At 43.4% G+C, this 26,070-nt stretch carries 25 protein-coding genes; 16 read left to right on the top strand and 9 right to left on the bottom strand.

Translation table 11 applies throughout. The annotated features are described in order from the left end of the window. The first annotated feature begins 180 nt into the window (after positions 1-180). The 5 genes from B1L02_RS04280 to B1L02_RS04260 all read left to right on the top strand — a co-directional run bounded on the left by B1L02_RS04280 (position 181) and on the right by B1L02_RS04260 (position 4,620). Complete coding sequence (locus tag B1L02_RS04280) at positions 181-930, top strand: SDR family oxidoreductase (protein ID WP_088530055.1); 750 nt, start codon at positions 181-183, stop codon at positions 928-930. A gap of 116 nt (positions 931-1,046) precedes the next feature. After that, positions 1,047-1,394, top strand: a complete 348-nt coding sequence (locus B1L02_RS04275; RefSeq protein WP_017216260.1) for a phasin family protein — start codon at positions 1,047-1,049, stop codon at positions 1,392-1,394. A gap of 62 nt (positions 1,395-1,456) precedes the next feature. Then, entirely contained in the window at positions 1,457-3,223 is a 1,767-nt protein-coding gene (phaC, locus tag B1L02_RS04270) for a class I poly(R)-hydroxyalkanoic acid synthase (protein ID WP_088530054.1), read from the top strand. 117 nt (positions 3,224-3,340) lie between these two features. Next, a complete protein-coding gene (locus B1L02_RS04265; protein ID WP_088530053.1) occupies positions 3,341-4,018 on the top strand; it encodes a glycine-rich domain-containing protein in 678 nt (225 codons plus the stop codon). Positions 4,019-4,179: 161 nt separating this feature from the next. Continuing rightward, positions 4,180-4,620, top strand: coding sequence for a hypothetical protein (locus B1L02_RS04260; RefSeq protein WP_232003132.1), 441 nt, complete (start codon positions 4,180-4,182; stop codon positions 4,618-4,620). 3 nt (positions 4,621-4,623) lie between these two features. Here the strand turns inward: B1L02_RS04260 and B1L02_RS04255 are convergent, their stop codons facing one another. The 5 genes from B1L02_RS04255 to B1L02_RS04235 all read right to left on the bottom strand — a co-directional run bounded on the left by B1L02_RS04255 (position 4,624) and on the right by B1L02_RS04235 (position 11,310). Further along, positions 4,624-5,091, bottom strand: coding sequence for a DUF4920 domain-containing protein (locus B1L02_RS04255; RefSeq protein ID WP_088530051.1), 468 nt, complete (start codon positions 5,089-5,091; stop codon positions 4,624-4,626). Positions 5,092-5,179: 88 nt separating this feature from the next. Next, positions 5,180-6,907, bottom strand: coding sequence for a hypothetical protein (locus B1L02_RS04250; RefSeq protein ID WP_088530050.1), 1,728 nt, complete (start codon positions 6,905-6,907; stop codon positions 5,180-5,182). 256 nt (positions 6,908-7,163) lie between these two features. Then, the gene (locus B1L02_RS04245; RefSeq protein WP_088530049.1) at positions 7,164-9,128 is read right to left on the bottom strand and encodes a pre-peptidase C-terminal domain-containing protein; all 1,965 of its coding nucleotides are present in this window, start codon (positions 9,126-9,128) and stop codon (positions 7,164-7,166) included. An 11-nt stretch (positions 9,129-9,139) separates the two neighbouring features. Further along, positions 9,140-9,811: a DUF1566 domain-containing protein gene (locus B1L02_RS04240; protein ID WP_088530048.1), complete on the bottom strand. Its 672-nt coding sequence runs from the start codon at positions 9,809-9,811 to the stop codon at positions 9,140-9,142. Then, positions 9,808-11,310, bottom strand: a complete 1,503-nt coding sequence (locus B1L02_RS04235) for an ethylbenzene dehydrogenase-related protein (protein ID WP_088530047.1) — start codon at positions 11,308-11,310, stop codon at positions 9,808-9,810. Before B1L02_RS04235 ends, B1L02_RS04240 begins: the two co-directional genes overlap by 4 nt. Before the next feature lie 184 nt (positions 11,311-11,494). Here B1L02_RS04235 and B1L02_RS04230 point away from each other — a divergent pair, with 184 nt between their 5' ends. Beyond that, positions 11,495-13,333: a di-heme-cytochrome C peroxidase gene (locus B1L02_RS04230; protein ID WP_088530046.1), complete on the top strand. Its 1,839-nt coding sequence runs from the start codon at positions 11,495-11,497 to the stop codon at positions 13,331-13,333. Positions 13,334-13,399: 66 nt separating this feature from the next. Here B1L02_RS04230 and B1L02_RS04225 read toward each other — a convergent pair whose 3' ends face one another. Together B1L02_RS04225 and B1L02_RS04220 are read right to left on the bottom strand one after the other, a co-directional pair. Then, positions 13,400-14,509 (bottom strand): GNAT family N-acetyltransferase/peptidase C39 family protein, encoded by a 1,110-nt coding sequence (locus tag B1L02_RS04225; protein WP_088530045.1) that lies wholly within the window; start codon positions 14,507-14,509, stop codon positions 13,400-13,402. Then, positions 14,509-15,957, bottom strand: a complete 1,449-nt coding sequence (locus tag B1L02_RS04220) for a RimK family protein (RefSeq protein ID WP_088530044.1) — start codon at positions 15,955-15,957, stop codon at positions 14,509-14,511. The genes B1L02_RS04225 and B1L02_RS04220 overlap by 1 nt, the downstream gene beginning before the upstream one ends. 341 nt (positions 15,958-16,298) lie before the next feature. On the opposite strand from B1L02_RS04220, the gene B1L02_RS23970 reads away from it, so the two are divergent. From B1L02_RS23970 to B1L02_RS04190, 6 genes are all read left to right on the top strand, one after another. Continuing rightward, positions 16,299-16,508, top strand: coding sequence for a hypothetical protein (locus B1L02_RS23970; RefSeq protein ID WP_088530043.1), 210 nt, complete (start codon positions 16,299-16,301; stop codon positions 16,506-16,508). Positions 16,509-16,848: 340 nt separating this feature from the next. Beyond that, entirely contained in the window at positions 16,849-17,718 is an 870-nt protein-coding gene (locus B1L02_RS04210) for a hypothetical protein (RefSeq protein WP_157757221.1), read from the top strand. Positions 17,719-17,945: 227 nt separating this feature from the next. After that, positions 17,946-18,245, top strand: a complete 300-nt coding sequence (locus tag B1L02_RS04205) for a hypothetical protein (protein ID WP_088530041.1) — start codon at positions 17,946-17,948, stop codon at positions 18,243-18,245. Between the two features lie 281 nt (positions 18,246-18,526). After that, positions 18,527-18,892, top strand: coding sequence for a VOC family protein (locus B1L02_RS04200; RefSeq protein ID WP_088530040.1), 366 nt, complete (start codon positions 18,527-18,529; stop codon positions 18,890-18,892). A gap of 121 nt (positions 18,893-19,013) precedes the next feature. After that, positions 19,014-19,376: a hypothetical protein gene (locus B1L02_RS04195; protein ID WP_088530039.1), complete on the top strand. Its 363-nt coding sequence runs from the start codon at positions 19,014-19,016 to the stop codon at positions 19,374-19,376. 25 nt (positions 19,377-19,401) lie between these two features. Beyond that, the gene (locus tag B1L02_RS04190; protein ID WP_088530038.1) at positions 19,402-19,707 is read left to right on the top strand and encodes a hypothetical protein; all 306 of its coding nucleotides are present in this window, start codon (positions 19,402-19,404) and stop codon (positions 19,705-19,707) included. A 51-nt stretch (positions 19,708-19,758) separates the two neighbouring features. Here B1L02_RS04190 and B1L02_RS04185 read toward each other — a convergent pair whose 3' ends face one another. Next, positions 19,759-20,727: an AraC family transcriptional regulator gene (locus B1L02_RS04185; RefSeq protein ID WP_088530037.1), complete on the bottom strand. Its 969-nt coding sequence runs from the start codon at positions 20,725-20,727 to the stop codon at positions 19,759-19,761. A gap of 121 nt (positions 20,728-20,848) precedes the next feature. Here B1L02_RS04185 and B1L02_RS04180 point away from each other — a divergent pair, with 121 nt between their 5' ends. Continuing rightward, complete coding sequence (locus B1L02_RS04180) at positions 20,849-21,697, top strand: sterol desaturase family protein (RefSeq protein WP_088530036.1); 849 nt, start codon at positions 20,849-20,851, stop codon at positions 21,695-21,697. Between the two features lie 4 nt (positions 21,698-21,701). On the opposite strand, the gene B1L02_RS04175 is transcribed toward B1L02_RS04180, so the two are convergent. Beyond that, positions 21,702-22,613 carry a LysR family transcriptional regulator gene (locus tag B1L02_RS04175; RefSeq protein ID WP_088530035.1) on the bottom strand — a complete coding sequence of 304 codons (912 nt, stop codon included), beginning with the start codon at positions 22,611-22,613 and terminating at the stop codon, positions 21,702-21,704. A 96-nt stretch (positions 22,614-22,709) separates the two neighbouring features. Here B1L02_RS04175 and nfsB point away from each other — a divergent pair, with 96 nt between their 5' ends. The 3 genes from nfsB to B1L02_RS04160 all read left to right on the top strand — a co-directional run bounded on the left by nfsB (position 22,710) and on the right by B1L02_RS04160 (position 26,048). Continuing rightward, positions 22,710-23,369 (top strand): oxygen-insensitive NAD(P)H nitroreductase, encoded by a 660-nt coding sequence (gene nfsB, locus B1L02_RS04170; protein ID WP_088530034.1) that lies wholly within the window; start codon positions 22,710-22,712, stop codon positions 23,367-23,369. Positions 23,370-23,756: 387 nt separating this feature from the next. Then, positions 23,757-24,869, top strand: coding sequence for a M35 family metallo-endopeptidase (locus B1L02_RS04165; protein ID WP_088530033.1), 1,113 nt, complete (start codon positions 23,757-23,759; stop codon positions 24,867-24,869). A 117-nt stretch (positions 24,870-24,986) separates the two neighbouring features. After that, positions 24,987-26,048, top strand: coding sequence for an endonuclease/exonuclease/phosphatase family protein (locus B1L02_RS04160; protein ID WP_088530032.1), 1,062 nt, complete (start codon positions 24,987-24,989; stop codon positions 26,046-26,048). The last annotated feature ends 22 nt before the right edge of the window (positions 26,049-26,070 follow it).

Below are 26,070 nucleotides of genomic sequence, written 5' to 3'. Positions count from 1 at the left end.
TATCGGAAAAGCTGGAAAAAACTTAATTAAATTTATGTTGTGCGTTCCTAATTTGGTTTCCGCTGTCTTCAAACTGACATCAACTCGCGACCAATTTGTCATAAATACCAGCAAAAATATTCGATAAGCTAACTCGGCTAGGAAGTATGTTGGTATAGCCTCTTTTTTCGCGGGAGCGTTATGGAAAACAAGCAAATTGCGGTGGTAACTGGTGCCTTTGGTGGGATTGGTTCTGCTATTACGAAAACACTCATTAAAAAAGATTTTTTTGTTGTAGCGATAGCAAGCGAAAGGCGTAATGAGGCCGACTTTGATCTCTGGCTTAACACGCTACAAATAAACCCAGCGGCAGTAAAGCCTTTATTTTTGGATGTGACTAACGCTGAGCAGTGCCACACAGCGATGACTCAGGTACTACAAGAGTTTGGGAATATAGATCTACTCGTAAACAACGCAGGGATCACACGCGATTCAGCGTTTAAAAAAATGACCCACACGCAATGGAGTGAGGTGATCAACACCAATTTAAACTCCCTCTTTAATATGACCAACCCTGTTTTTGCTACAATGTGCGCGAATAAACAAGGCCGTATCGTCAATATCTCCAGCGTTAATGGTCTAAAAGGTCAGTTTGGGCAGGCCAATTATTCCGCCGCAAAAGCAGGCATGATTGGTTTTACTAAGGCCCTGGCCTATGAAGGTGCGAGAAGCGGTGTCACCGTCAATGCAGTAGCACCAGGCTACACAGAAACGCCTATGGTAAGCGCCATGCGTGAAGACGTATTAAATAGCATAAAAGCACAAGTACCGATGCAGCGTTTGGCCACGCCTGACGAAGTTGCAGCCGCAGTTGCTTACTTAGCATCAAAAGAAGCCGGTTACATTACTGGCGAAACCCTGTCGCTCAATGGCGGCCTATATATGCAATAACCTAAATAACCTCAGGTTAAATACCACCGAGGGAGCGAGCTGTGCCTGATGTTCGGTGGTGCTAACTGATCACTATCATCCATTGTGTTAATTTAATCGATAACAAGGAAAAGACCATGTACAGCGATTTATTCAAAACATTCAACGAACAAACTGAGCAATTCTTTGCACCAGCGGTACAGTTTAACCAAATCGTAGCAAAAAACATCGAAGCACTATCTAAAATTCAGCTGCACTCGGCTGAACAGATCACTAAAACATCCATTGAGCAGCTAAAGCAAGCGACTGAAATCAAAGATGCAAAATCTATGATGGATTTTAACGCAAGTCAGTTGAACGCGTTAAACGCATTAAGCCAACAGATGATCCAAGATGGTCAAAAGCTTTCTCAATTAGGTCAAGAATTTAAAGACAGCTTAGAGTCTCTTGGTAAAGAAACCCTAAAAACCGCGAAAGCGCAATAACCTGCAATTTTGGGCGACTTAGGTCGCCTTACCCGTTCAAACAACACAAAGGATCTACCTGTATGGGCACTCAAGAAAATATTGAGCAAGGGTTAACTGCGTGGTGGCAATATAACCAAGAATTGTGGCAGCTCGCAGCGACAAATTTTGGTAAAGAGAATCCATTACAAAATGCATTAAATGAGCAAAACCAAGCCGACTTACAAAGCTGGCTCAGTGCACTCAACCAGCAACCAGAAACCTTTATTAAGCAGCAAAATGCGTGGTGGCAAACTCAGTTTGCAATTTTTCAAAACAGTTTTATGCCACAAACGACTGATGAGAAAGAAGACATTGTTAGCCCTGAGCGTGGAGACAAACGCTTTATAGACCCAGATTGGCAAGAGAACCCTTGGTTTAACTACCTAAAACAAAGCTATCTTTGGTTTGGACAATCACTACAAAACACTATTGAAAATACCCCTGGTCTCGACCCAAAACTTAAAGAGCGATTAGCGTTTTTTGCAAGACAGTTCGTTAATTCAGTGTCACCGAGCAACTTTGTTTCAACCAATCCTGAATTACTCAAGCTGACGCTAGAAAGTAACGGGCAGAATCTATTCGATGGACTGGCGCGCTTAAAAAAAGATTTAGCTAAAAGTACTGAAATGCTCCGAGTCAGCATGACCAATGAAAATGCGTATACACTTGGTGAAGACCTAGCTTGTACACCCGGAAGAGTGATATTCCAAAACCACTTGTTTGAATTGATCCAATATCATCCGACTACGGAGCAAGTACACAAGACGCCCCTGCTTATCGTGCCGCCATTTGTTAATAAATACTATATTTTGGACTTGAGAGCAGATAACTCCTTGGTTAAATGGGCAATTGAACAAGGCTATACCGTGTTAATGATGTCATGGAAAAACCCAGATCCAAGCATGGCAAATATTGCGTTTGACGACTACGTCGTAGACGGTGTGTTATGTGCTTTAGAGAAAACTGAAAAGCAAACAGGCGAAACGCAAATCCATACTGTGGGTTATTGTATCGGCGGTACTCTACTCACTACGTGTATGGCCTATATTGCTGCTAAGCGCATAAAACAAAGAGTAAAAAGTGCAACCTTGCTAACCACGATTTTAGATTTCTCGCAGCCAGGAGAACTTGGTGCATTTATCAATGAGCCCACCATTAGCGCGCTGGAGCAGTATAATCATCAAAATGGCGTGATGTCGGGGCACCTGCTCGGTACTTCTTTTAGTATGCTGAGAGAAAACAGCTTGTATTGGAATTACTTCGTCAATAACTACCTCAAAGGCAAAGCGCCCGCCGACTTAGATTTACTCTACTGGAATAGTGATAGCACGAACCTAACAGCGGCCTGTCACAACTTTATTTTACGAGACTTATATCTCAATAATCAGCTTATTGAAGATAAGTCTGTCAGTATTCGTGGCACTAAAATTGACCTCAGTAAAGTAAAGCAACCGGTCTACTTTCTCTCTACCCGTGACGATCATATTGCGCTGTGGCAAGGCACTTTTGAGGGGGCCAAAAGGCTCAGCAGCCCGCTCACCTTTGTGCTTGGGGAGTCTGGTCATATTGCCGGAGTCGTCAACCCGCCAAGTGCAAACAAATATGGTTATTGGTTTGATGGACAAGACCAAGAAAATCCCGCTGAGTGGCTAGCCTCGGCAAAGCATGAAAGCGGGTCATGGTGGTCGCATTGGGCGCAGTGGTTACATCAAATAAACCCAGAGCAAGTTCCAGCCCGTGCCGCGCAAAGTGATGAACAACCAGGGATTTACGACGCCCCCGGAGAATACGTCAAACAGAGTATTTAGGTTATTTAAGAGACTTTCAATCAATTAGAGGCAAGAAATCTTGCTTCTAATATTTCCCGTTATTGACACATTCTATACATTCGGTCAGTCTAAGGCGCAAAAATATAGGGAAATAACATGACTGGATTTCTTATACTTGTTGCGGCGTTTGTGGCCTTTGTTGGCGTATTACAGTATCAAAAAGTAAAAACAACAGCGCGTAGACGTACTTTTATTCACGATTACGACCTCACGCATTTAAGACCCAAACTCAGTCACCATTATCCCAAGCTCACCAATGAGCAACTGGCACAAGTTGAGTTGGGCCTTAAGCAGTTTTTCCAAGCGAACTTATTGCTCGAGGATCAACCTCTTGCTATGCCCTCTCGGGTTGTCGATGCACTGTGGCATGAATTTATTTTACATACCCAAGAGTATCATTCCTTTTGCTACGAGGCCTTTGACCGTTTCTTACACCATTGTCCATCTGAGGCAATGAAAGGGAAAAATAAGGCTCAACTCAGTCTGCGTAAGACATGGCGAGCCTGCTGTAGCATCGAAGGAATATCTCCGCGCAGGCCGGCTGCTTTACCTATATTATTCGCACTGGATGCCTTACTTAACATCCCAAATGGGTATTACTACTCGGCAACTGACTTTCGAGAGCCCATTGCCAAAGGCGATTCCAGCGGTACAACGTATGCCGGACACATTGGCTGTACGTCAATGGACAGTGGCGACAGCAGCGCTTCCTCAAGCTCTTCAAACTCAAGTTGTAGTAGCGGCTCAAGTTGCGGTAGCGGCTGTAGCAGTTAAGCTTAATATCTGGTGAAGAAGCCTTTTACATTCATTAACGTTAAGACCTTATATTAATACTAAAGATTAGCTACTATTTGTACCGGTTTAACTAGTTTTCTTTTGGTGATCCGGTGCCTATTTTCAACAAATATTACAGCCTAGTATGTTCAGCCATACTCATGTCGGGATGCCACCAGTTGGGCGAAGGTCAATCTTTGTGGAGAATAGCTTCAGAAGGCATCATTTTTGATGGTCAGCTGCAAACGCACCTGTCAGCTCCCTCAATTCAATGTGAACAGTGTGAAGTCAAACGTCAGACCGATATGCGCCCTTCCGGTCCTGCGGATTACACGTTGGTGTCGGAAAACCACAAACTAAAGGCCATTTGGGGTAAAAGCAGTAACGCCGCTTTATATATTCCAAATAACGCCGGAAGAACCTTAATAAACTTAGCTCCGGATACGGAAACTGGTGTCTGGATCATGGACTTAGATAGTACCCCAAAGCCACTTAAAGTAGGAAAAGTAAATTATGTGATGCTTGGCGCCGACACTTACCAAGTAGTGATCAGTCCAAATTCACAGCGCACTAACTTTGAGTACGCTGTACTTGTGAAATAGCTTTTATTGCGCTTCTAGAATCGTTACTGCATCCGGTTTGAGCCTAACTAGACTCATTCCTTCAGTGACTTTGCTTGCATCAAACACTTCACCGTTTTCGTGTGCTCTATGCGCCAAATAACGCTTCGTTTTCTCAATGTCTAACTCGAACTGCTCAAGTACTCCAGTCGCATAGGCTTGCTTTCCAATGGCGGACATTGGAAAAACCATATCGCCATCCCTTACCTTTACGTTTATTTCCTCGCCGTTATCTACTTTCAGTGTCATCCAACAGCCGCGTTTTTTACACACCTTGACCACTTCACCCGACAGCGTGATCTGACTCCCCACAAACTGCTCAGTGTTTTTCAATACGTCTTCGGCTGCAACGAGCTTACTCATGTCTGCACCAACGCCAAACTGGGTATCACTTGCATAAGATATAGTGCTAAGCAATGCCAACATCAGCAGCAACCTATTTTGTAATTTCATAAAACCTCCTTCTCAAAAATTACAGCCAGTATAAACAAAAATGCCGACTTAACGTCGGCATTTTTAACATCATTTTGGCTTTTGCTCGTTATAGTTTTTTCAGCTTCATATCAGTGCCAAATACAAGGCCGTGATCGGCAACATCCATACTAAACTCAAACACCATATTTTGCTGTAAAAGCGCATCAATACCTTCAGGCATTGGTTGACCAGTCGCTTTTGCCGCTTCTAACATTGGTGCTAAAAACGCTTGCATGTCCATGCTGAAATGCATCATGCCATTACTTTCTAGCGCTTGGCTTGCCATTTTCTCAGCAATAACCGTCGCCTTTTCACCCGTATACAACACCAAGTGATCGCCTTTAACCGCTAGTTTAATATCCACATCTAAAGGCTGCGGAGATGGAATATACTGGTTAATTGAAACCGGTGTCCCGTCTTCTGGGATTTGAATTTGACCCAGCATAGGTGCAAACCCTTTCACCGTATTAACAAGTACTAAAGGATCTTCGGCAGACAATGTGACTAGAGCATCAAACGTTTTAGGTTCCGGCATGCCTTGGTCGTTTGGCTCCATAACAAGATCAAACACGGATGCACTCACGCCTTTAACCGAGTTCGCCATGCCTGTCATCATCGCAATAGCCATTGGACTGTTTTGTTTCGCTTGCTGCTGAAGTGCAACGAGTTCAGAACACTTGAATTCAGCTTTAGTAAAACGGCCCCAAAGGGTGTTTACAAGCGGTGCAACGTTTGCAACATCAACACCATAGCCAAACCCTAGTACTTTCTCTTCGCCGTTGGTGACATGCGCAGGAATAAAGCCACGGATCGACCCAAGTGCTTTCATCAGTTCAGCATCTTTACCCACCACCACAGTATCAACTTCAAAGTCGATTGCGGAATTAGTAAATTGGATATGCTTGGTACCCAATACCGTTGCTGGCCACAGATTGGCGATTTCACTGTAATCCGCCTGACACTCAGGGGCACGTACCGCTGCTAATTTCTCAGTCCCACCGCCTAGCTGCAATAGGTTATCTAACATACGAGTCAAATCAGACTGCTTATTTGCAGTAATGCCATCGACGATAGCCACATGGTTCAAAAATGCAATTGACGAACCATCAAAACCGAACTGCGTATTGTATTGCTCAAGTTTGCCAGATTGCGCCAGTGACTGGGCTGGTTTGGCAATCCCCAAAGCGACTTTTAAATCCGCTTCGGTGTTAATTGGCGTGTTAAATGTCGTCGTTACCCATTGACCCTGCACGGATGTGATAAGCTCAATTTTAGCTTCTGGCGCGAACTCAAGCTGATAACGCGTTAATGCGACGCCATCAAGCGTATCTTCTTGGTATGTGATTTCGGCATCTTTTGCAGCCATTTTTATTGTGCGTTGAAAAGCTTCAGGATCTGCCAGTTCATAACGCAGTGTCGGTAACAATCCAACGGTGTAGAATACACTTCTAACTGTCTCACCCATACCTAAGATAGCTTTCATTTGCTCAGGGGATGTCATTGCTAGATTGTACTGCTCTAATAGCGTCGCCAGAAAATTCAGATGTTTGTCATTTTCTTTTCTAAGCAACCCAGTTACTTCTTCAAGGTTTTGTACTTTTCTAAGCGCTTCAGGCATAAAAGATAAATATTTTTGCTGCTCAAAAGGCGTTAATTGCCCCCAAAATACAGCGGTATCAGCCGGAACGTATTCCAGTTGTTCCATCGCGATGCTTGAAGAAGATGATTGAGTGGTTACATAAGCACCAACGGCAATAGCCACCGCACCTAAGCCAACGAGAAGTTTTGTATTCATAATTGATTCCTTGTTATCACCACGGTACATAGCCAAACACGTGGTAAATTTATTCTTCCCTACGAACCGCAACGATTGCGCGCGTCAGAGGTCGTTGCATAAAGACAATTGCATGCCCAAAAATGCAGCGGTATTGTACCTCGATTATTGTCTCAATTCCATTAATTGTGAACGGTCAAGTTACTCTCAAAATTCGGTCAGTTTTAAAATGAGCTTGATCGTTACACCAATAACCACCAAGCTCTCATTTACAGGGTTATTGACTTTCTGCCTGTAGAGTCAATCCTGAAAAAGCAGCGTAACCATAGAGTCCAATATGCCAAGTTCCCGCATTTGGATTGGTGATTGTGCACGTTTCATTATTGCCATTTTCATAAGGCCGACACTCGTAGGTATTACTATTTGGTTGTTGACCAAAACGCAGATATAAATCAGCGTCTCCAGTACCACCCGATGCCTTTACTTGCAGGCTTTGTGTCCCCTGTGCCACGTCAAAAGTATAATATTGCCACTGACCTTTACTGGCGGATTGATCCAACCATTGCTGGCTATTACCTTGATCTGGGGGAGTACCTGTGGAAACAGTCGCAGTCAATGACACTCCTGAATAACTACTAAACCCATTCAACATCACGTAATGGCGACCTGTTTGTACTGGAGTAATTGTACAGACTTCATTATTACCTGATTTATAGGGTCGACAATCGTAGTGTTGTGTCGTCGGCTCCGAATTAAAGCGCACATACATATCTACATCACCACTGCCGCCCGCCGTTTCAACTTTTAGTTGCGTTGCTCCTGCTGGCACATCAATGTAATAAAGTGTCTGAGAAGACTTAGCGCCAGTGACATTCGCTTGTGTTTGACCACTGATAAGTTCAATTGCAGCTGGTGGCTCAACAATGGGAGTTTCAATCACGGATAGATTATTGCTTGCTTTGATCAGATTCAGTTCATCACCAATTTCAGCGGCATACCACCAGGTCATATTCATAGGTAACGCGAGCGGATCGGCATCTCGCTGCGCTTTAGATAACGCGGTTGCATTACTTGAAAACTCAGCAGTTCGAACAGTAAGCTTATCGTTTGTCACACTCAACACTTTAAACTGTTGAATACTCGCAAGATCGATAGTCCAGCTTTTCGGATCATTGGCGCTTCTTGCCGGTGCACCCCAGCTTCCCTCACCCACATAAACGGTGCCGCCTTGGGTCGTTGCAGTAAAGCCATTGCTGGTAGGCGTTAGTGCGTAAGTCAGTTTATTGATATGAGTATCGGACTCTACCACTAAGTTCATCGCATTATTATAGAAGTCTTGTGCCCACCAAGTGTGTAATATGGTGTTGTCTGACTTACCAGAATAGTGAGGATACATCGGCTTGTGATACTGAGCGATACGCCACGTTGCGCTGTTTCCCTGAGACTGTAAGTCGCTTTTTAGCCAATTGTTCATCGCTGTGGCATAGCTCGACCAGCCACTATTTTTAAATTGGCTATTTAAGGTATAAACCCTTAAAAGCCCCGCCACGTTAAAAGCACCATAGGTATCTTTTGCTGTACACGCACCATCTTGGTCATAATCTACGCCAAATACTTCGCATAGCGTTTTGTAGTTATCGTCTTCGTGATTGCCATGTGTTGCTACAAATGGATAAATTCGCTTATATGCAAGGCCATCTATCAAATCATCCGAAAAGGTTAATTGCCAATCTTTTAAGTATTCACGCATTTCAGAAACGGAGTTTGCATTGGTGTAATCGCCACCATGCATAATAAATAGCGGTCGAATTTTAGCGATAAGCGCATTACCTTTACGGCGCGTTGTCCAACCCGTGCGCGTATCACCACCTGCTACGGCAGTGATCCCTGATGCCGTTTGCGGCGCAGTTCTGAACCACAAGCGCTGACCACAACCTTGTGAATCACAAACACGATAATAAACCGCACTATTTGGGGTTAAGCCGGTTAATCTCACAAATGAACTTGAGAGGCCACCGTCAAAGGTATGTGTTGCACTGACTGCAGCACTTTGCCAGCTCTGCTCATCCGTTGTGCTGCCATATTTAACAATATGATTAGTGCCAGATGTAGGAGTAAATCCTATTGTTGCTGAAGTACTTGGACTGGTGTCCCACACAAGACGGTGGTAGTCACTCGCAGCAAAACTGCTACAAGATAGACAAGCTGCAACTACAAAAGTTGCCATTTGAGTATATTTCATTTCCTTGGTTCCTAGTTTAGAGTAACTGGCTCAGCACGACTTTGAGCCAATGAGAGTGGTGTTGACGGCGTAGCCACCAACATCACAAATGCGGCGTTTGCATAAGGGAGCGAAAGCACCTCCGCAGAGTGAAAATTCACGGCAGTTGCCCCTAGCTTTTCACGCTTAAACGACTTAGGTAACGGGACGCCCGCCTCACCAGTCCAATAATCGCCATTTTTAATGTACGGGAAAAAATCACTTGCGATATGGGGTTGTCCGGGACTATTTGGCGTTTGAATTAAAGAGCTTAGCTCATCAGGCGTAGGTAAGCGCCACTCGGCACTACCACATAATGAAGCTTGATTGGTTTTACGGATCAGATCTTGGCTATCGCAATGGGATGCTTCGAAATAACAATCACCTTGATCAGCATGACCAAATTGACCGTCATACCAAGAGTAACTCCAATAGCCATCGTGGATAGACTCATCATCTCGTTTTACTTCCCAGAGCAGATTAAGCTTTTTGTCATAGACACAATGCCAAGGACCCTGCCAGACAGACAAAAACTGCATGTCATTAGTGACTTTAATAAAGCGTGCGTGAGTTGGAGTCTCTCGCTCAGAGGTGCTAAATAACAAGTAGCTAGTCGCCACAGCGGCAATCGCTAAACTAAGTATTAAACGTGAGGCAACGGTCATAACATATACCTCAATTGAATCGCTCTGTGGTGACGAGTATGCGCGATTTGTGCGTGATCAAATGCCGAAACCCACATGCAAACACCAGAGCGTAGTTCAACATCAAGGGGAGAATGCGTTTGGTGTTTACGTACCAGCTCTAGCGTCCAATAACCATCGTGCCACTCTCCCCTAGCCCTAACATCGGCTCTATCTCCCTCAAAACGATTTGAACGGTACAACACGGACGGGAGCTGTTCGCCAATTTTCGCCATATCTCGTTGTGGGTTGTAGGTCTCGCTGGCAAACCAGTCAAGGACTTTGCGCTCAGTGATATCTGGCGATGGAATTGGCATTCGCTTTGGCGTAACCTCAGTTGGTGAGTACCAGCGCCAGTTCATCACATAAGCACCGCTTTCTTTGCCATCAGGTTGATACCCTGCGGTGTAGCGTCTTTGCCCAAGTGCAACGCTTTGAGGCGGCCCAAAAAAATTATCATCGGCCAAGTACATGTCATTGGTTCTCAGCGCTTTCCAGTGCCATAAATCTCGCGTGCGGCCGTCCGTACTTGCGTGATAGCCCTTGCCATGCCAATTTCGGGGTTTGTCTGCAAGCGGCGCATCGCCGTATTGAACGGTGCCATCACCTCCTAGTCCACAGGTAGTCGATAGCATGATGGCAAACTTATCTTCGTAATAAGTCCGCTCGTCAAAGCGATAAAAGCCATTTTCTTGTACTTGCCAACCGTCCGAGGTTTTTTCGAGCGGCAGATGCTCTAGACTTTCGGTCGGATCTTGCCAGCGGATCAGAAAGAAGGTTTCATCATGGTTGCTCAACGCTTTTATTTCGACCTCACTACTCCCATCTAAGAAGTTTGCACCACCAAATGTAGTTAACTTAATAGGCTTGGCACGCAACCATTCCGGTTCGTCTCCTTTACCGTCTATTTCAAGGTGGCTTTGCGTTGATAGCGGCGCAACTTCTAGCCGTAAATGCTGCTCTGCAACAATGAGCTTTAAACCAAGACCGCAAAAATACACCAGAGCAACACTGCAACTGAGTAAAATAAGCGCGTTTCTAGGCAATAATACGCTCAGTACTTGCTTACCCTTAAACACGGTGTGCTTTATGCCATGTAACACCAAATACAAAAAAATGGCTGTCGCTGATAACCCATGAATAACTAGACTTAGACTCTCTGGATTGAGCCAAAGTAACCAACCTGTGGCTATACTCAGCACGATAACAAGATACCCAAAGTAGTTAACGGCTTTATCAAACTTGCTTGGTGCGCCATGAAACGGCGCGCGAATGGTTGCCACCGTAAAAACAATCGCAATCAAGGTGAGTAAACAACCAAATAACACGTGCACTGACAGCAACGCGCCTTGTGGAAGCAAAGGCGAAAGAAACGCAAGAGAATCATGATTGATAATGCCCAAGCGAGGGCCTGTCAGTAACCCAACCAAGATAACTATGACCGCCATAACATGAAAAATGGCAAAACTACTTCGACGCACAACTGCTCCCAAACAAATAAAGTTAATTTAGTGTAAACAAATAAATTTACATAAATATTTCATATTTGGAAAGGTGAGACTTTCTCATCTTGGAAATAAAAGGCACGTGTAATGTCGTGTAACTTGATTGTTAATAAGTTTGTACTAAGGTAGTTGGTACTTCCACCGTCACGGACAGTTCAACATGAACAATAGACTAGTAATAAAATATGTTAGTACGGCAGTGGCTTGCACACTGTTTCTCGCAAGTTGTAGCTCACCAAGTAAAAAACCTTCAGTGCCTAAAGAAACGCTCGACCCGGTTGCAGAATCTGGTCAAGTGCCTGAGCGAGTGTGGCTCAATCAAGGATGGTCAGATAAACTTCGGCAAGACTTTTGGTTCACAGGTCAAGGGTCACAAATCATTCCCTATACTTGGTTTACTTGGTTAGAGCAGCCCAACAGTAAAAAGCTCTTTCGCGATAGCGAACATATGGAAATGCTGCGCTACCTGCCCAGTAAAACCGCCGCCAATAACCCTTCAGGTTTGCCCATCGGCTTTGCCGTGCATAACAACCAGACCACGGGACAAGCTTGGGTCGGGATGACCTGTGCGGCATGTCACACTAACCAAATTGACTATAATGGCACAAAAATCTTGGTAGAAGGTGCGCCCACCCTCGCCAACTTTGTACTCTTTTTTAGCCGCCTAAATGCTGCTTTAGAAGCGACCCTTAACGATAATCAAAAGTTTAGTCGTTTTGCGATGCGCGTATTAAATGAAGGGGCATCGCAAGAATTGATTGATGACTTGCGAGACGATCTCAAGCATGTGGCGCTTGCAACCGCCGAGCGACAAACCGTTAATGACTTGCCCGAAGACTATCCAGACGATTTTACTAGCTATGCTCGACTTGATGCGTTTGGCAATATACAAAACGCCGGCACGGCATTTGCGCTTGACGACCTTAACAATAAAAATGCACCCACCGCGCCCGTCTCTTATCCATTTTTATGGGGAACGCACCAGTCAAATGTTGTGCAGTGGAATGCTTCCGCCCCCAATATTCCTGTGGTCGGCCCACTAGTACGCAACATTGGTGAAGTTGTGGGTGTGTTTGGGTCGTTATCCATTGAAGAAGCACCGGTTTGGCAGCGCGTTTGGGGGAAACATGCTCGATATAGCTCAACGGTAGACTTACATGCGTTAGGGCAACTAGAAGCGTGGGTAAAAACACTTCTGCCACCAGCTTGGCCTGAGCAGTACCTTCCAGGGATTGACACCAATAAGGCGGCACAAGGAAAAATGCTATTCCAAGCAAATTGCGCCAACTGCCACCAACTCATTGATAGCAAAAACCTACTCAAGGATTACGAAGCGGTAAAAGTACCGGTAAAAGAGATAGGTACCGATCCCACTATGTCTAATAACGCAAGCTGCCATATGGCAAAAACACTGTTCTTGGAAGGCACAAAAACCGATATTATCGCGGGAGACAAATTCCAAGCCGTGGATAGCGCTATCGATATCCCAGTAAATGGCGTGGTGGGTCTAGTGCTAAAAGATCCCATCAAAGCAATCGAAGCGGGCTTAATAGCAGAGCGCACTGGGCCAGATGGTAAGAAAACCACAGTGAAAAAATCCATTGAAGAGCGCCTCAAAGTCTATTTGGCAAATAGACAACAGTTAACCCCCAATACTAACGAAGATTGTGTGGATGGTTTTTACGACGCGGGTGTCTACAAAGCAAGGCCGTTGAATGGAATTTGGGCAACCGCGCCATATTTACATAATGGCTCGGTGCCAAACCTATGGTCACTACTACAATCACCAGAGTCACGCCCAGATACCTTCTGGGTTGGCAGTCGCGAATTCGACCCTATCAATGTTGGCTATATTACTCATCAAGGCATGAACGAGTTCAAAGTGAACAAAGCCAGCGGTGAGGTGATGCCGGGCAATGATAACAGCGGTCACGTTTACGGCACTACCTTGAGTGACAATGAAAAGTGGCAAATCGTTGAGTTTTTGAAAACGCTATAAACGCCATGTAGCGCTAAAAACAAAGGGCCGAATACAGGCCCTTTGACTTATAACCAGAAACGTTATTTAAAATGACTCGTGTAACACCACCAGCGCACTTAACTTGCTTGCGCCAAACGTCATCATTTTTTCAAAATCCGACCTTGCGATGGGTACTTGCTGGCAGTCGATAGGGTTTTGGTCGTCCTCGACATCAGGGTCATTAAGATATAAACACAATTCATCCAACCCCGTAATAAGCACCCAATGCGGCGCTTTTTTACCGTTTAGCCGATAAGTGCTGATCAAAGCCAATACCGCACTGCCCTGCAATAACCATTGCTCAACCTGTTCAAGCTTTACATCGGCTTGGTGAATCGCAATATCACGATATTCACACTCTTGACGGAATTGCTCATGAACTAAGGTCATCACCTGTTTTTTCTGCGCGCTTCTCACGCCATCTAAAAATAGCGGGCCCGCCGTATTCACCATCACCTCTGCCGCAAAACCACGGCGCTCCGCAGCCAATGCCAATCCAAATGGATGACAGCCGCCGTGACCTGCGGTCATAAAGATGGTGGTCGCTTCACGCCATATTTCAAGCTCTAAGGCCTGATCGCCCATACAGCCAGGATCTATACTTGCCATTGCCATCATCAGTGACGCCGGTCCGCAGGTAAAGTCTGTCGTTTGCTGATACCAAGGAGCTTGGTGCAACACCGCCTTTTGCGACAGCTTACGCACGCATTTTTGCATTCTTAGCGCGTCGTCATGATCCGCATAATAGTTTTGATACTCGCCAAATACACGATAACCCATGCGCTTATATAAGCCGATGGCCGCGTCATTGCGTTTGGCCACTTCTAAGCGCATATATAACCAGCCCATTTCACCCGCTCTGACTTCAAGCTCAGACATCAGTTGGCGTGCGATCCCTTTACCTTGATGATGAGGCGATACCGCCAATGAATAAAGCCTTGCTAGCCGCGTTCCTTGGTGCAACCAAAGCAGCCCATAGCCCACAAGTTCCCCTGCCAACTTTGCAGTGAGCAGCAGGCTATGTTCAAAACTGATGTAATGCTTGAGTTGGCGACGACTCAGTCTATCTGCACTGAAGCAGTTTTGTTCCAGCGCATTCAGTGAGTTCAAATCCTGCAGTGTCGCCTTTTCAAGCACCAACGCGGCTTGCAACATTACTTTTTACCTCTCGCTTCAAGACGTCTTGAAAATTCAGACATCACTTGCATGTACAGCTCGTCACCGAGATATTTGTCTTCAACCCCTTGGTCAATATTCGGGTTGTCGTTTACTTCTAGTACGTAGGCTTTGCCGTTGTGCTCTTTAATATCGATACCATACAAACCATTACCCACAACTGCTGCTGCTTTTAAGGCTGCACGTAACACCGCTTTTGGCACTTCAAAGGTTGGTAGCGTGTCAAACCCACCCGAGAAATTACGTTTTGACTCATGGTTATAGATTTGCCAATGGTTACGTGCCATATGATAACGGCATGCGTAGATCGCACGGCCATTTAACACCCCAATACGCCAGTCGTAATCTGTGTATAAGTAAGCTTGCGCCAACACAATCGCAGAAACGCTCATCAGATCTTGTAAACGCTCGCCAAGCTCCTCTTTGGTTTTTACTTTAAATACGCCTTTTGAGAACGAACTCTCAGGCATTTTAAGCACCATAGGTAGCGATAACTCAGCAATAAGTTTATCGATTACTTGTTCATTACACTGACTCACAAATCGCGTTTCTAAACTTGGCACCTTTTTGTAATTAAAGGCATCATGTAAAAACACCTTATTACAACAGCGTAGGATCGAGCTTGGGTCATCAATTACCACTAAATCTTTTTGCTCTGCTTCTTGCGCAAGGCGATAAGTATGGTGATCAATCGCTGTGGTTTCACGAATAAATAGCCCATCGTATTGGCCTAGGTTGTATAACTCAGCCGCTTCTAATGGGTGAACTTTAATGCCAAGCTTTTCACCGGCTTTAACAAAGCGGCTGATCGCCCCTTTATTACTTGGCGGCAACTTTTCATCGTGGTCCACCAACATCGCGATATCCCAGCGATACTTTTTGTGGCTCTTACGTTTGTTCCACTGAGTGGCATGCACATGACCTAATACTTGAGTACAAAACTCAAGCTGCGCTACCTGTAGAGTCGAAAAGTCGCGACGCTGCACCTGCACACGCACGCCTTTGTCTTGCTGCTGTAATGTCACTTTTAGTAAAGGCGCTGGAAATTGCTGAAATAAATACGCCGCCAACTTACCAAATTCAGGCTGTTGGGTTTCGCCCATACAAATGATCAACTCAGCGTCATCGGTAATCGCGATCCCACGCTTATCAAACCAAGCCTGCGATAAAAACAACGCATTATCGCCATCACGTAAACCATTAATAACCTTTAGACTCGGCAGCACTTGGTGATTACGCGCTTCAGCAAGTAAAGAGCAGTAATAACCTTGGCTTAAATAACGGTCACAGTCACATAAATTAATCACTCGAAGTTTTGATTCACCGAGCTTTGGGTACTCTTGCAAATACGTTTCAAACGTCACTACGTTATTTGCCAAAGGCAGTACATCTGCATTTTGATCAACAACGAATAGAGTAGATAGCATCTAAATAATCCTTAGGTGGCGATGCGTTAGCACATCAGTACATGATGGTTTAGGCACCCCACGATTTAACATAGGGTTAGTGGGCAAATTCAAGGGCCCACATAAAAGTGGAGTAGTTGTAATCTTAAATATAGCACTTAGCAATTGAGTAATTTTGATTCTCAAGATAAATCTTTTTTGCTGTCAACGAAAGGAATAAAGCACTTTATTTTCAAACAGTTAAAAACCATAAAAGCACGTACAATCAGATTTGATTGAAACGATTAAGATTTCTCGTGTTTACAAACAGATATCAAGGATGAAATAGCACGTGGTAGGCATGCTTAGGAACACCACGAGCAGTGAGTGCTCTGGTTGTAGTTGTTTATATCTGCGAGCGGATAAGCCTTAAGTCCATCTGCAAAGAAGTCGTGAGTAAACAGCGAGAGTGGACAGAGCTACACCCTATTGATGATTTCAAGACAGGTATTTTTAAGCCGCTTGAATCGTTAAGAATACGAGCAATAGGGTTACTTGAGTCGTGGTCAAGAGAAAGCAATGCGAATGTGTAATGTAGTGTAATTTCATTTACATTAAATAATTGATAAAATTATGTTGCAAACATACTGCGCAATGAGAAGTTAAAAGTCTCAAATACCTCACCTGTGATATTTACAGTTGAGTACTTTTAATACTTTAGCTAGTTGCAACTAGTTCTTAGTGACCCAAAAGAAGACTTGATAATTCATTACTAGCTCGTCGCAGGTGATTTACATATTGCAATGACAACTTTTTAATTCTAACTAACTAAAATTATTAAATAAAGTTAGCTTGATAATTGTTGCTTTTACTTGTGGGTAGGTAGGATATTTAGAATTCTCTTTAATTAGCTGTTTTAACGAACGGTGTAAAATGAAGAATAAGAAAACCTCCAAAAGCTCTTTGGTAGTAGGTTTGACTCCTGAAGGTTACAAAGTATCGGATCTAAGGATGACAAAACCAACGTTTCACTATGTCAAAGGTGGAAATGGATCCATGTTGGTTCAAGAGATTGACACCATCAAACTTAATCGCTCGCGAAACATTAGCTATTTTGTTCCCAACAACATTGGGATGCTGATGAGTGTCAGCGCAAAAGCTTCACGCCTAGCGAAAGAGATTTATGATGGTAAGTTCAAAAGTCCAACCTATGAATTAGATGTAACAAAACTGATTGGAGACAAAAAAGAAGCAATAGATGCTGTCTCCTCAGACGTTTATGATTATGTGGAAGAAATACAATCAGCAATTGTTTTTGCCTACACAGCATTAGAAGCTTTCGCTAATTTAAGCATTCCGCAAGATCAAATTTATCAAGCCACAAAAAATTCTAAAGGCATTACCGAGTCATACGATAAAGTTGCCATTGAACGCTGGCTTAGTCTGAAAACAAAAATTAAACATATACTTCCGAGTGTCTACAATACAACAAACGTTGAAAAACAAAAATGGTGGGGACAGTTCGTAACCCTTGAAGAGTATCGAAATGAGATTATCCATCAAAAATCTATTGGTGCTACAGAGTTCTACAAATCGTATTTTAAAGATTCAATCTTTAACATCATTAATTGTGTTGAAGCTGTAATCTCCTTTTTCTACGAGGCTCATAAGAATAACGGTAAAACCAACGAGGTTTGGCCATGGTTAAACGGACATGCTGATATTCCCTCAATAGAGTTTGAACAGAGCCAATTTGAAGTTGTAGGAAATGTTCATCAAGGCTGGAAAAAAGAAAATCAATGAAACTGAAATCGAAGAATGAAATCGCTGGAAGTCGTGATACCCACTACTATTTGTATTGGTTACTTTAAGGCTGGTATTTAATAAATCTCCAGAATAGTCAGAATGTTAGCAATTTCGTTACTTGTGCAGTGTTCAAGCGAAAGCGATGTAAATGTGTAACGCGGTGTAATATCAATTAGTCAAGATAAATGATAAAAAACACAATTATCATTTGACAGGAGTTTAGTATGACAAAAAAGTTTTTTGACTACTTCGATCTTAAAGAAGCAGTAAATGAAATATCGAATGAGTTTGAAACTAAGGGAAAAGCAAAGAAATCCGTCTCTTTAGTTGGCAAAACCCTATTTAACGTTGGTTTAGCTGCAGGGAAGGCCTCTATTGCCATTGCAAAAGAAGCCCCTAGGACATTAGCTAAAACAGCTGAAAGTAATTTGAAAAGATCTGACCTGACCGAGCCAGAACGTGAAAAGTGGACAGAAATAAAATCTAAAGCTGAAAGTATTAACGAAAGAAATAAAGGAAAATAATCATGGCGGGAAAAATAAATTTACCTCACACTTGCCCTAAATGTAGAAATACGGTGGCTACTAATCACAAGGAGTTAACAGAGTTATTTGGTATGCGCAGTACAAATCCTTCTTCCGCTACAAATCAAAGCTGGTGCAAGAAGTGTAGGTAATTTTTAATACTAAAATCTATGGCATCCATCACTATTTATACTCCAACAAGCGATTGTTAATACAAACCGCGTGTCTCATAAATACTAAAATGTTAGGCTACAAAAAGTACCCACAATATGGACATAAATATGGCAAACCTGAATACCGTAGAAATAAAGTCTTTTGTTCCAGCTAAAGACTTTGAATGCTCTAAACGCTTTTATCAGATGATTGGCTTTGAAATGGCTTTTGAAGCTGGAGATATCGCATATTTTAAATCTGGTTCTTGCTCTTTTTTGCTCCAAGATTTCTATGAGCCATTGCACAGCAACAACTTTATGATGCACCTTTTAGTCGAAGATGCTCAAAGCTGGTATGAACATGTTTTAAAACTCGAGCTGGACAAAGCGTTTGGCGTAAAGGTAACTGAACTTGTCAAGCAGCCATGGGAAATGCTCGAATTTTGTATTACTGATCCTAGTGGCGTGTTGTGGCGCATCGCCGAGAATCAGTAACCGAACAAAAAGACTTTGGTGTCAATAACTGGTTTATGTTTTACCGATTAAGCGTTTTATTTAGTTGGTGTGATATTTGCTTATCTTTCATAGAGTTTACTAATAGCAAGGAGCCTACGCTATGCAACTACCACGTAATATGATGGATATGTATTTTGGTTACAACTTCCGGGTTGGTGATGTAAAAGGGACCAAGGAGAGTATTGTTGAGTTTGAGCAAATTGCCCAAAACGCTTCTTCCGCCGAAGAGAAAGAGCGCTATGCTCAGGCGGCAAAACAGCTAAAAACAGAAGTTTTGCCACAGATGGAAAAAGAGATGGAGCAGCTGGGCAAGCAGCTTGGGCTCAACGCTGGTCAAATAGGCACCGAAATAGAACTAAATAGTGACTCCCTATCAAATTTAGCTATTAAAAAAGACCGGTATGGGGTGCTTTCTGCTGTAACCCCCTATGAAGCTGGGAGTTTTTATCACAATAAAATATAAATGATTAATTTATATTTAAAAAGGTTTGCTGGTTTCAGCACTGGTCTTACGTAGCTCAGCGATAGCAAACATCAGTGTCACTGTCGAAGATGCTGAGTCTTCTCGATACATTCCTGCACCACTAACAACACTTGCTGGCAAATCTCAAGATCGTTTCGATGTTCTGAGCAACTACCCAAGTGTTGTTCGCATTGTTGATCTTGAGTATCAGTTTGCCGATAGCGGCATTGCGCCTCGTTGTCATTTCAGCAATTTAAGGTGGGTGTCAGCAATTTACAAAGCTTGGGGCATTCTCCATCCACCTCAGGTACTGACTCTCAAATTCGATTAAATCTAACTAACAGAGCTAGAGGCAAACCAAAACTTACCTACCTTCGGTTCTTCACTTTAGCTTTGACGGTGACTTCCCGTACCATTTTAAACAAACCTTATTCAGCGCACTTTGCTCTGTAAAACCAAGCGCGTCTACAATATCGAGCAATCTTGTGTTGCCGATGAGTTGTTCAAATCTATGCTTTCGCTCTTGGTCGAGCAAGGTTCTAAAGCTGGTGTGTTGTGTTTTTAGTTTACGCTGCATCGAACGCACACTCATGTTTAATGCCTTAGCCATACTTGCTTGGTTGATTCCGGCCAGTGAGTGCTTTGCCGCCAGTAAATTAGCAACACGTGTTTTTAAATCATGATTATCACAAAGCGCTGATACGCTTTTTGCAACCGCTTGCTCAATATGTTCGTGCATTAGGCTGTCGACGGTAGCGACTGGCATGGTAAGAAAATCTAACGGAAACGACAGCGTATTTTTAGGGCAATTTTGTGATACGGGGCAACCAAACCAAGTTTGCAAACGCTGTAATTCTAGGTCACACACGCTAAAGCTAAGCTGGAGTTGGTTAGGCGATAAAGTTGATCGTAAAAGCTGCCGTGCAGCGCTCACCCAAGCGGTCATATTACGCAAAATGGCTTGCTTACCCAGCGGGGTTTTTGGTTGCCAAGTTAACTTGGCATTGTCACTATCACTTGTGAATACAGCGAGGCCAATATCGGCGACAATGGCGTCGTAATGCAATAATGAGGTAATAGCCTGCTGCAAGTCTTTACTGGTTTCGACCAAGTAACCAAGCGCCCCATAGTCATGCAGCTGAATGGCTTTACCCAGCTCAAAACCAAGTAAGGGATCGCCGCTTAACTCCTGCCCTACCTCAAGTAACCGCTCATATTCAACGAGTGCCACACGTTCAGGCCGTGACGCTACTAGCTCAGCAAACTCGCCTTGCAGTCTATTATCATTAGTAAAATGGTCATGGAGATATACCCACGCACTATAAAAATATACAAACGAAGTGGAGTGCATTGCAGTTCCTTTTGTCGTATTTGGACAAATTGTTGGCGCAGTTTGGCAGGATTGTCAACGGCTAACCCGTTACGCTTGTGCATATAAAGTACCAAAGCTTTGGCTAAAGAAGGAGCTGTATATGATTGATGTATCGCTAATTTTACTGGCACTCAGTCCCGTCTTTTTACTTTGTGTTGCTTGGGAGTATATCAAGCACCACGAATACTATGATTGGCGAGACTCAATACTCAATGCCCTACTCGCCTTGCTCCACCAAGGCAGCGACGCGCTGGCTTTGCTTGTGCTTATGCCGCTCTTTTACTGGCTCCATCAATTTGCCTTATTCACAATCGAACTCAATCTCTTCACTTTGCTTTTTGGGTTTATCTTGCAAGATTTTTTGTATTACTGGTTTCACCGCGCATCACATTGCATTCACTGGCTTTGGAGTGCACACGTAGTCCATCACAGTTCTAACAACATGAATTTTACCACCGCATTTCGCCAAAGCTTGCTATACCCAATTGTCGGTATGTGGCTGTTCTGGCTGCCTATGATACTTCTTGGATTTACCCCGACCTTGGTATTTGCCATCGTCGCAATCAACTTGGCTTTTCAATTTTTTGTCCATACACAAACGGTTAATCGATTAGGGATAGTAGAGCGGATTTTTAATACACCTTCCCACCACAGAGTCCATCACGCCAGTAATCCTGACTATATAGATAAAAACTTTGCCGGGGTGCTGATCATTTGGGATAAGCTTTTTGGCACTTTTGTGGAGGAGCGTGAAGACACTACAATTTGTTATGGAATAAGAGGTGCAGCCCCAAAGCAGACCCCTTTAGATGCTAACTTTGCTCAGTGGCGTCATATGTTCCACTGCTTTTCACAAGCAAACACTTTCAAGAGCAAATGGTTGGCGCTATTTGGTTATCCAACCCACTTACCCGACAAGCCTAAGAATACAGCTTCAGTCAAGCCCTAGTGCGTTATTTATACCGCTCGGCCTTTTCTACAAGCGCTTGGCAGTACACTCTTAGTTTATCGCGCAGCACTCTCACGCTTGGGTTGATCATTTGCTTTGACGGGCAGATCAACCACAGCGGCTTACATTCAACGCGGTAGTCATTTAATATACTTTGCACCACGCCTTGCTCTAGTTGGTCTGCTACATCTATCGCGGAGCGCAATGAAATACCCGCTCCTTGCGCACACCAGCGCTTTACCACATCCGCATCATTACTGGTTCTACGCCCTTTAAGCACCACTTTGTAAGTTTGTTCATTTTTCGTCAGTTTCCACGTATCAAACTTACTGCCTCTGATCAAAAAGAACAGCCCTTGGTGCTCGCTCAATTCATTATGATCCTTTGGTGTGCCTTGTTTTTCGAGATATTCCGTAGAGGCACAAAGCAGCAATGGCACATCACAAATTTTAAAGCCGTAGAAGCTACTGTCTTCAGGCGCACCATAGCGCAGCGCGATATCAACACCGTCACGATAAAAGTCGAGATTGTGATCATTAAGAATAAGCTTCAGGGCAAGTTTGGGGTATTCATCAAGTAATTCGTCTAGCCAAGGAAGGAGAATATTTCGGCCAAAATCTGACGGTGCAGTTAACCTTAGCTCGCCGTAAATTTCGTTATCGTTGTCGAGCACCTGCTTTTTGCCATCATCCAATAATGCCAGTGCCTGCTCGCAAATTGGCAAGTAAGTTTCACCTTGCTTGGATAGCCTTAAGCTACGTGTAGAACGCACAAAGAGTTGAAAACCAAGTTGCTTTTCCACCCGTTTTATTGCAGCGCTCGCCGTGGCAACCTGCATGTCTAACTGCGCAGCCGCCGCACTAATATTGCCAAGTTTAGCCGTTTTCATCACGACGATTAAATCTTGCGTATTCATTTTCAAAAAATTTTTGAAACTATTTAGCTCATTATCATCTTTTTATTGATTATGTAAATCCATATTATGTCTTTAAAGCAATTTTAGGAGTCTGATATGTACACGTTACGCGATGCAATTAATAACCGTTATTCCACAAAATCCTTTGATCCTAATAAAAAAATTAGTGATTCAGATATTGACCTACTCAAGCAAGCGCTAAGACTAAGCCCGTCTAGTACCAACGTTCAGCCATGGCATTTTGTCATCGCAAGTACTGAGGCTGGCAAAACTCAAGTGGCTAAAAGCACACAAGAGAATTACAAATTCAATGAAGCCAAAGTACTAAATGCGTCACATGTTGTTGTATTTGCTGCAAAACAAAATATAGATGATGCACATTTAGATAAAGTGCTAGCCAAAGAAAGTGCCGATGGTCGATTTGAAAAAGGCTCTGAAGTAGAAGCACAAATGAATAATGGCCGTCGCTATTTTGTCGGCTTAAATCAAACCAGCGATGAAGCAATCAAAGCATGGACTGGCAAACAAGTTTACTTAAATCTTGGGCAATTTTTGCTAAGCACAGCACTACTCGGTATAGACTCTGTGCCCATTGAGGGTTTTGATGCTGGTATCCTCAGCAATGAGCTTGGGTTAACTGAGCAAGGTTTTGATGCTCTTGCTATTGTCGCGTTGGGCTATCGAGACGAAGGTGATTTTAATGCTAAATTACCTAAATCTCGCCTTGCTATCGACGATATCATTAGCGAAATCTAATCCGCAGTTCGGCACTGAAAACAGCTTGCTAGACAACGTCAGTGCCACTCCAACTTCGGTTGGAATACCATTTCAAACACCTCAATGTAAACCAATGTGAATGAAACAATAAATTCACAACTACCCTCTCTCAAGTTTTGTATTAAATTTATCCATACTTTTCAATAACATTACAGTTATTTGAAATTATTAGTAATTTTTTAATGTAAATTTTTAAGCTCTGTTGTGAAAATTATGCTTGAAACATCGAATATATTATTGTTAATTAAAAGTGAAGATTGAATTCACATTTAAAAATAAATAAATGACAACAAGTAAACTCAGTCCTTGCAACTGGTTTTGTACCTACCAGCCAAAAGACTGTAGCAACCTCAACAGGAAGAAATAATGAAGCTACTATCACGCACACTATCTACCGGGTTACTCGCAGCAGCCGTAACCGCATCCCTTAATGCTCAAGCTATGAATAAAAACCTAGCAGTAAGCGTTGATGTCGACACAAAAAGCAATGGCGATGTTATTGCGACGCTAAACATCACCAATCAGGGCAAAGGTAATCAGAAAATCTTAAGCTGGTATACAGACCTTGAAGAAGAGCATATTTTCAAAATTACGCGTGACGGTAAAGAAGTTAATTTCTTTGGTCCTCACTACAAGCGCCCGGCTCCTACTGAAGCTGACTTTATCAAGTTAAAGTCTGGCGAAACACTCACAAAATCATTTGAGCTTTCAGGCCTTTATGATCTTAGCCAGCCAGGCAACTACGAAATTAGTTATGATGTTGAGTCATTTGATCTTTTCGGTAAAAATGAAATCCCGAGCATGACTACAAGAACGATGGGTCAGCAATCGATGATGCGTGCCGATGTAGCAGAACTCAGCTCAAATTCGGTAAACCTATGGATTGAAGGCGTGGCAATGACGAAGGGCAATGTTCAGGTCAGTGCAAAGCCAACAGCAGGTGCGGCTGACTGTACTGATGGCACTTGTTTTACAGGACGTTGTAGTAACAGCGAAAAAAACAGTATTTTGTCGGCGCTTAATGCTGCGGACCAAATTACGAATAACTCCGTTGCTTACCTAAATAGCCACTCAGCAAGCAATCCGTCTACCCGTTATCAAACTTGGTTTGGCGCAGCGACAAGCAGCCGCTATGCAACCGTGAAATCTAACTTCAACGCAATCAATGATGCAATCGACAACCAAGATCTCACTTTTGACTGTAGTTGTAACAAATCATACTTTGCCTATGTATATCCGAATCAACCATACAAAGTATACCTTTGTCGCGCATTTTGGAGCGCAAATGAGCTAGGTACGGATTCACGAGCAGGCACGATTGTTCATGAGCTAAGTCACTTTAATGCTGTTGCTGGTACGGATGACATCGTTTACGGTCAATCTGGTGCGAAAAACTTAGCAATCTCAAACCCGAGTCAAGCGATTCAAAATGCTGACAGCCATGAATACTTTGCAGAAAACACACCGTACCAAAACTAAGATATCCCCCTGAACAAGTATCGGGTTTAGACAACTGTCTAAACCCGATACTATTCACAGCGATTTCAGCTAACATGAAATATACTTTCTAAATTCATCTATTTTCTGAGGAATTTCATGACTTGGGTTATCGTCGCGCTGTGTGGTTTTATCCTGCTAGCCACGTTATTACCACTTGCTAAGCATCAACACTGGAGTGTTAGAGCGATGGAGTTCCCGCGGCTTCAGCTCGCTGTTATTACCGCATTTACGCTACTGCTGTCCACTTTTTATCTTCATCTTCAAAGCGTAGCCGCCATAGCTGTCGTTTCTCTATTGGGTTGTTTATGTTTTCAGCTTTGGTGGATTTTACCCTACACCCCACTTTGGCCGGTAGAGGTAAAAAAAGCGACAACCAGTACTCACACAATCAGTTTGATCACCGCCAATGTTCTGCAAACCAATCGACAGTTTAATCTGTTATTGGAGCAAGTTCGGACACATCAACCTGATATTTTAGTCACGTTAGAAAGTGATGAGCTATGGGAGCAACAATTAGACTCATTGCTAGACATGCTGCCCTACAGTGTAAAATGCCCACAATCTAATTTATATGGCATGCACGTTTATTCTCGCTACCCGCTAGATGAGGCAGAATGTGAGTATATTGTTGAAGAAGGCGTGCCTTCGATACATGCGAAACTCAAGCTCGCTCCCCATCTCATGATCCAAACACATTTTTTGCACCCGGCACCGCCAAGCCCCACTGAGAACGAAACAGCCATTGAGCGAGATGCAGAACTCGTCGTTGTAGCCAAACGCGTCATAAATGAGCCTTTGCCAACTATTGTTACTGGCGATCTTAATGATGTTGCTTGGTCTCCAACTACGAGATTATTTAGGAAAATAAGCGGGCTTCTTGATCCTAGAGTTGGCCGAGGCATGTTTAACACTTTTCATGCACAGTACCCGTTTGCTCGATGGCCGCTGGACCATATGTTTTCGAGTCACCATTTCACGGTAGTCGATATTAAACGGCTCGCCAACATAGGGTCTGATCACTTTGCGCTCTATGCAAAACTCGCTTATCAGCCCGTCAAAAATGAAGAAGAAGCGGGACTTGAGCTGAAAAAGGAAGATATACATCGCAGCAAAGAAATTATTGAAAATGCCGTGGCAAAGCCGAATTGCAAATTATGATAGTGAATTTAAGTACGGTAAG

The organism is Pseudoalteromonas piscicida (assembly GCF_002208135.1).
In the GTDB taxonomy this organism is placed as follows: Bacteria; Pseudomonadota; Gammaproteobacteria; order Enterobacterales; family Alteromonadaceae; genus Pseudoalteromonas; species Pseudoalteromonas piscicida_A.
Note: the sequence above shows the minus strand (reverse complement) of the source record. Positions and strands in the feature narration are given on the sequence as shown.

Coding starts and splice junctions, on each gene's coding strand:
- B1L02_RS04280 (WP_088530055.1), top strand. CDS start 181: ATGGAAAACAAGCAAATTGCGGTGGTAACTGGTGCCTTTGGTGGGATT.
- B1L02_RS04275 (WP_017216260.1), top strand. CDS start 1,047: ATGTACAGCGATTTATTCAAAACATTCAACGAACAAACTGAGCAATTC.
- phaC (WP_088530054.1), top strand. CDS start 1,457: ATGGGCACTCAAGAAAATATTGAGCAAGGGTTAACTGCGTGGTGGCAA.
- B1L02_RS04265 (WP_088530053.1), top strand. CDS start 3,341: ATGACTGGATTTCTTATACTTGTTGCGGCGTTTGTGGCCTTTGTTGGC.
- B1L02_RS04260 (WP_232003132.1), top strand. CDS start 4,180: ATGTCGGGATGCCACCAGTTGGGCGAAGGTCAATCTTTGTGGAGAATA.
- B1L02_RS04255 (WP_088530051.1), bottom strand. CDS start 5,091: ATGAAATTACAAAATAGGTTGCTGCTGATGTTGGCATTGCTTAGCACT.
- B1L02_RS04250 (WP_088530050.1), bottom strand. CDS start 6,907: ATGAATACAAAACTTCTCGTTGGCTTAGGTGCGGTGGCTATTGCCGTT.
- B1L02_RS04245 (WP_088530049.1), bottom strand. CDS start 9,128: ATGAAATATACTCAAATGGCAACTTTTGTAGTTGCAGCTTGTCTATCT.
- B1L02_RS04240 (WP_088530048.1), bottom strand. CDS start 9,811: ATGACCGTTGCCTCACGTTTAATACTTAGTTTAGCGATTGCCGCTGTG.
- B1L02_RS04230 (WP_088530046.1), top strand. CDS start 11,495: ATGAACAATAGACTAGTAATAAAATATGTTAGTACGGCAGTGGCTTGC.
- B1L02_RS04225 (WP_088530045.1), bottom strand. CDS start 14,509: ATGTTGCAAGCCGCGTTGGTGCTTGAAAAGGCGACACTGCAGGATTTG.
- B1L02_RS04220 (WP_088530044.1), bottom strand. CDS start 15,957: ATGCTATCTACTCTATTCGTTGTTGATCAAAATGCAGATGTACTGCCT.
- B1L02_RS04210 (WP_157757221.1), top strand. CDS start 16,849: ATGAAGAATAAGAAAACCTCCAAAAGCTCTTTGGTAGTAGGTTTGACT.
- B1L02_RS04205 (WP_088530041.1), top strand. CDS start 17,946: ATGACAAAAAAGTTTTTTGACTACTTCGATCTTAAAGAAGCAGTAAAT.
- B1L02_RS04200 (WP_088530040.1), top strand. CDS start 18,527: ATGGCAAACCTGAATACCGTAGAAATAAAGTCTTTTGTTCCAGCTAAA.
- B1L02_RS04195 (WP_088530039.1), top strand. CDS start 19,014: ATGCAACTACCACGTAATATGATGGATATGTATTTTGGTTACAACTTC.
- B1L02_RS04185 (WP_088530037.1), bottom strand. CDS start 20,727: ATGCACTCCACTTCGTTTGTATATTTTTATAGTGCGTGGGTATATCTC.
- B1L02_RS04180 (WP_088530036.1), top strand. CDS start 20,849: ATGATTGATGTATCGCTAATTTTACTGGCACTCAGTCCCGTCTTTTTA.
- B1L02_RS04175 (WP_088530035.1), bottom strand. CDS start 22,613: ATGAATACGCAAGATTTAATCGTCGTGATGAAAACGGCTAAACTTGGC.
- nfsB (WP_088530034.1), top strand. CDS start 22,710: ATGTACACGTTACGCGATGCAATTAATAACCGTTATTCCACAAAATCC.
- B1L02_RS04165 (WP_088530033.1), top strand. CDS start 23,757: ATGAAGCTACTATCACGCACACTATCTACCGGGTTACTCGCAGCAGCC.
- B1L02_RS04160 (WP_088530032.1), top strand. CDS start 24,987: ATGACTTGGGTTATCGTCGCGCTGTGTGGTTTTATCCTGCTAGCCACG.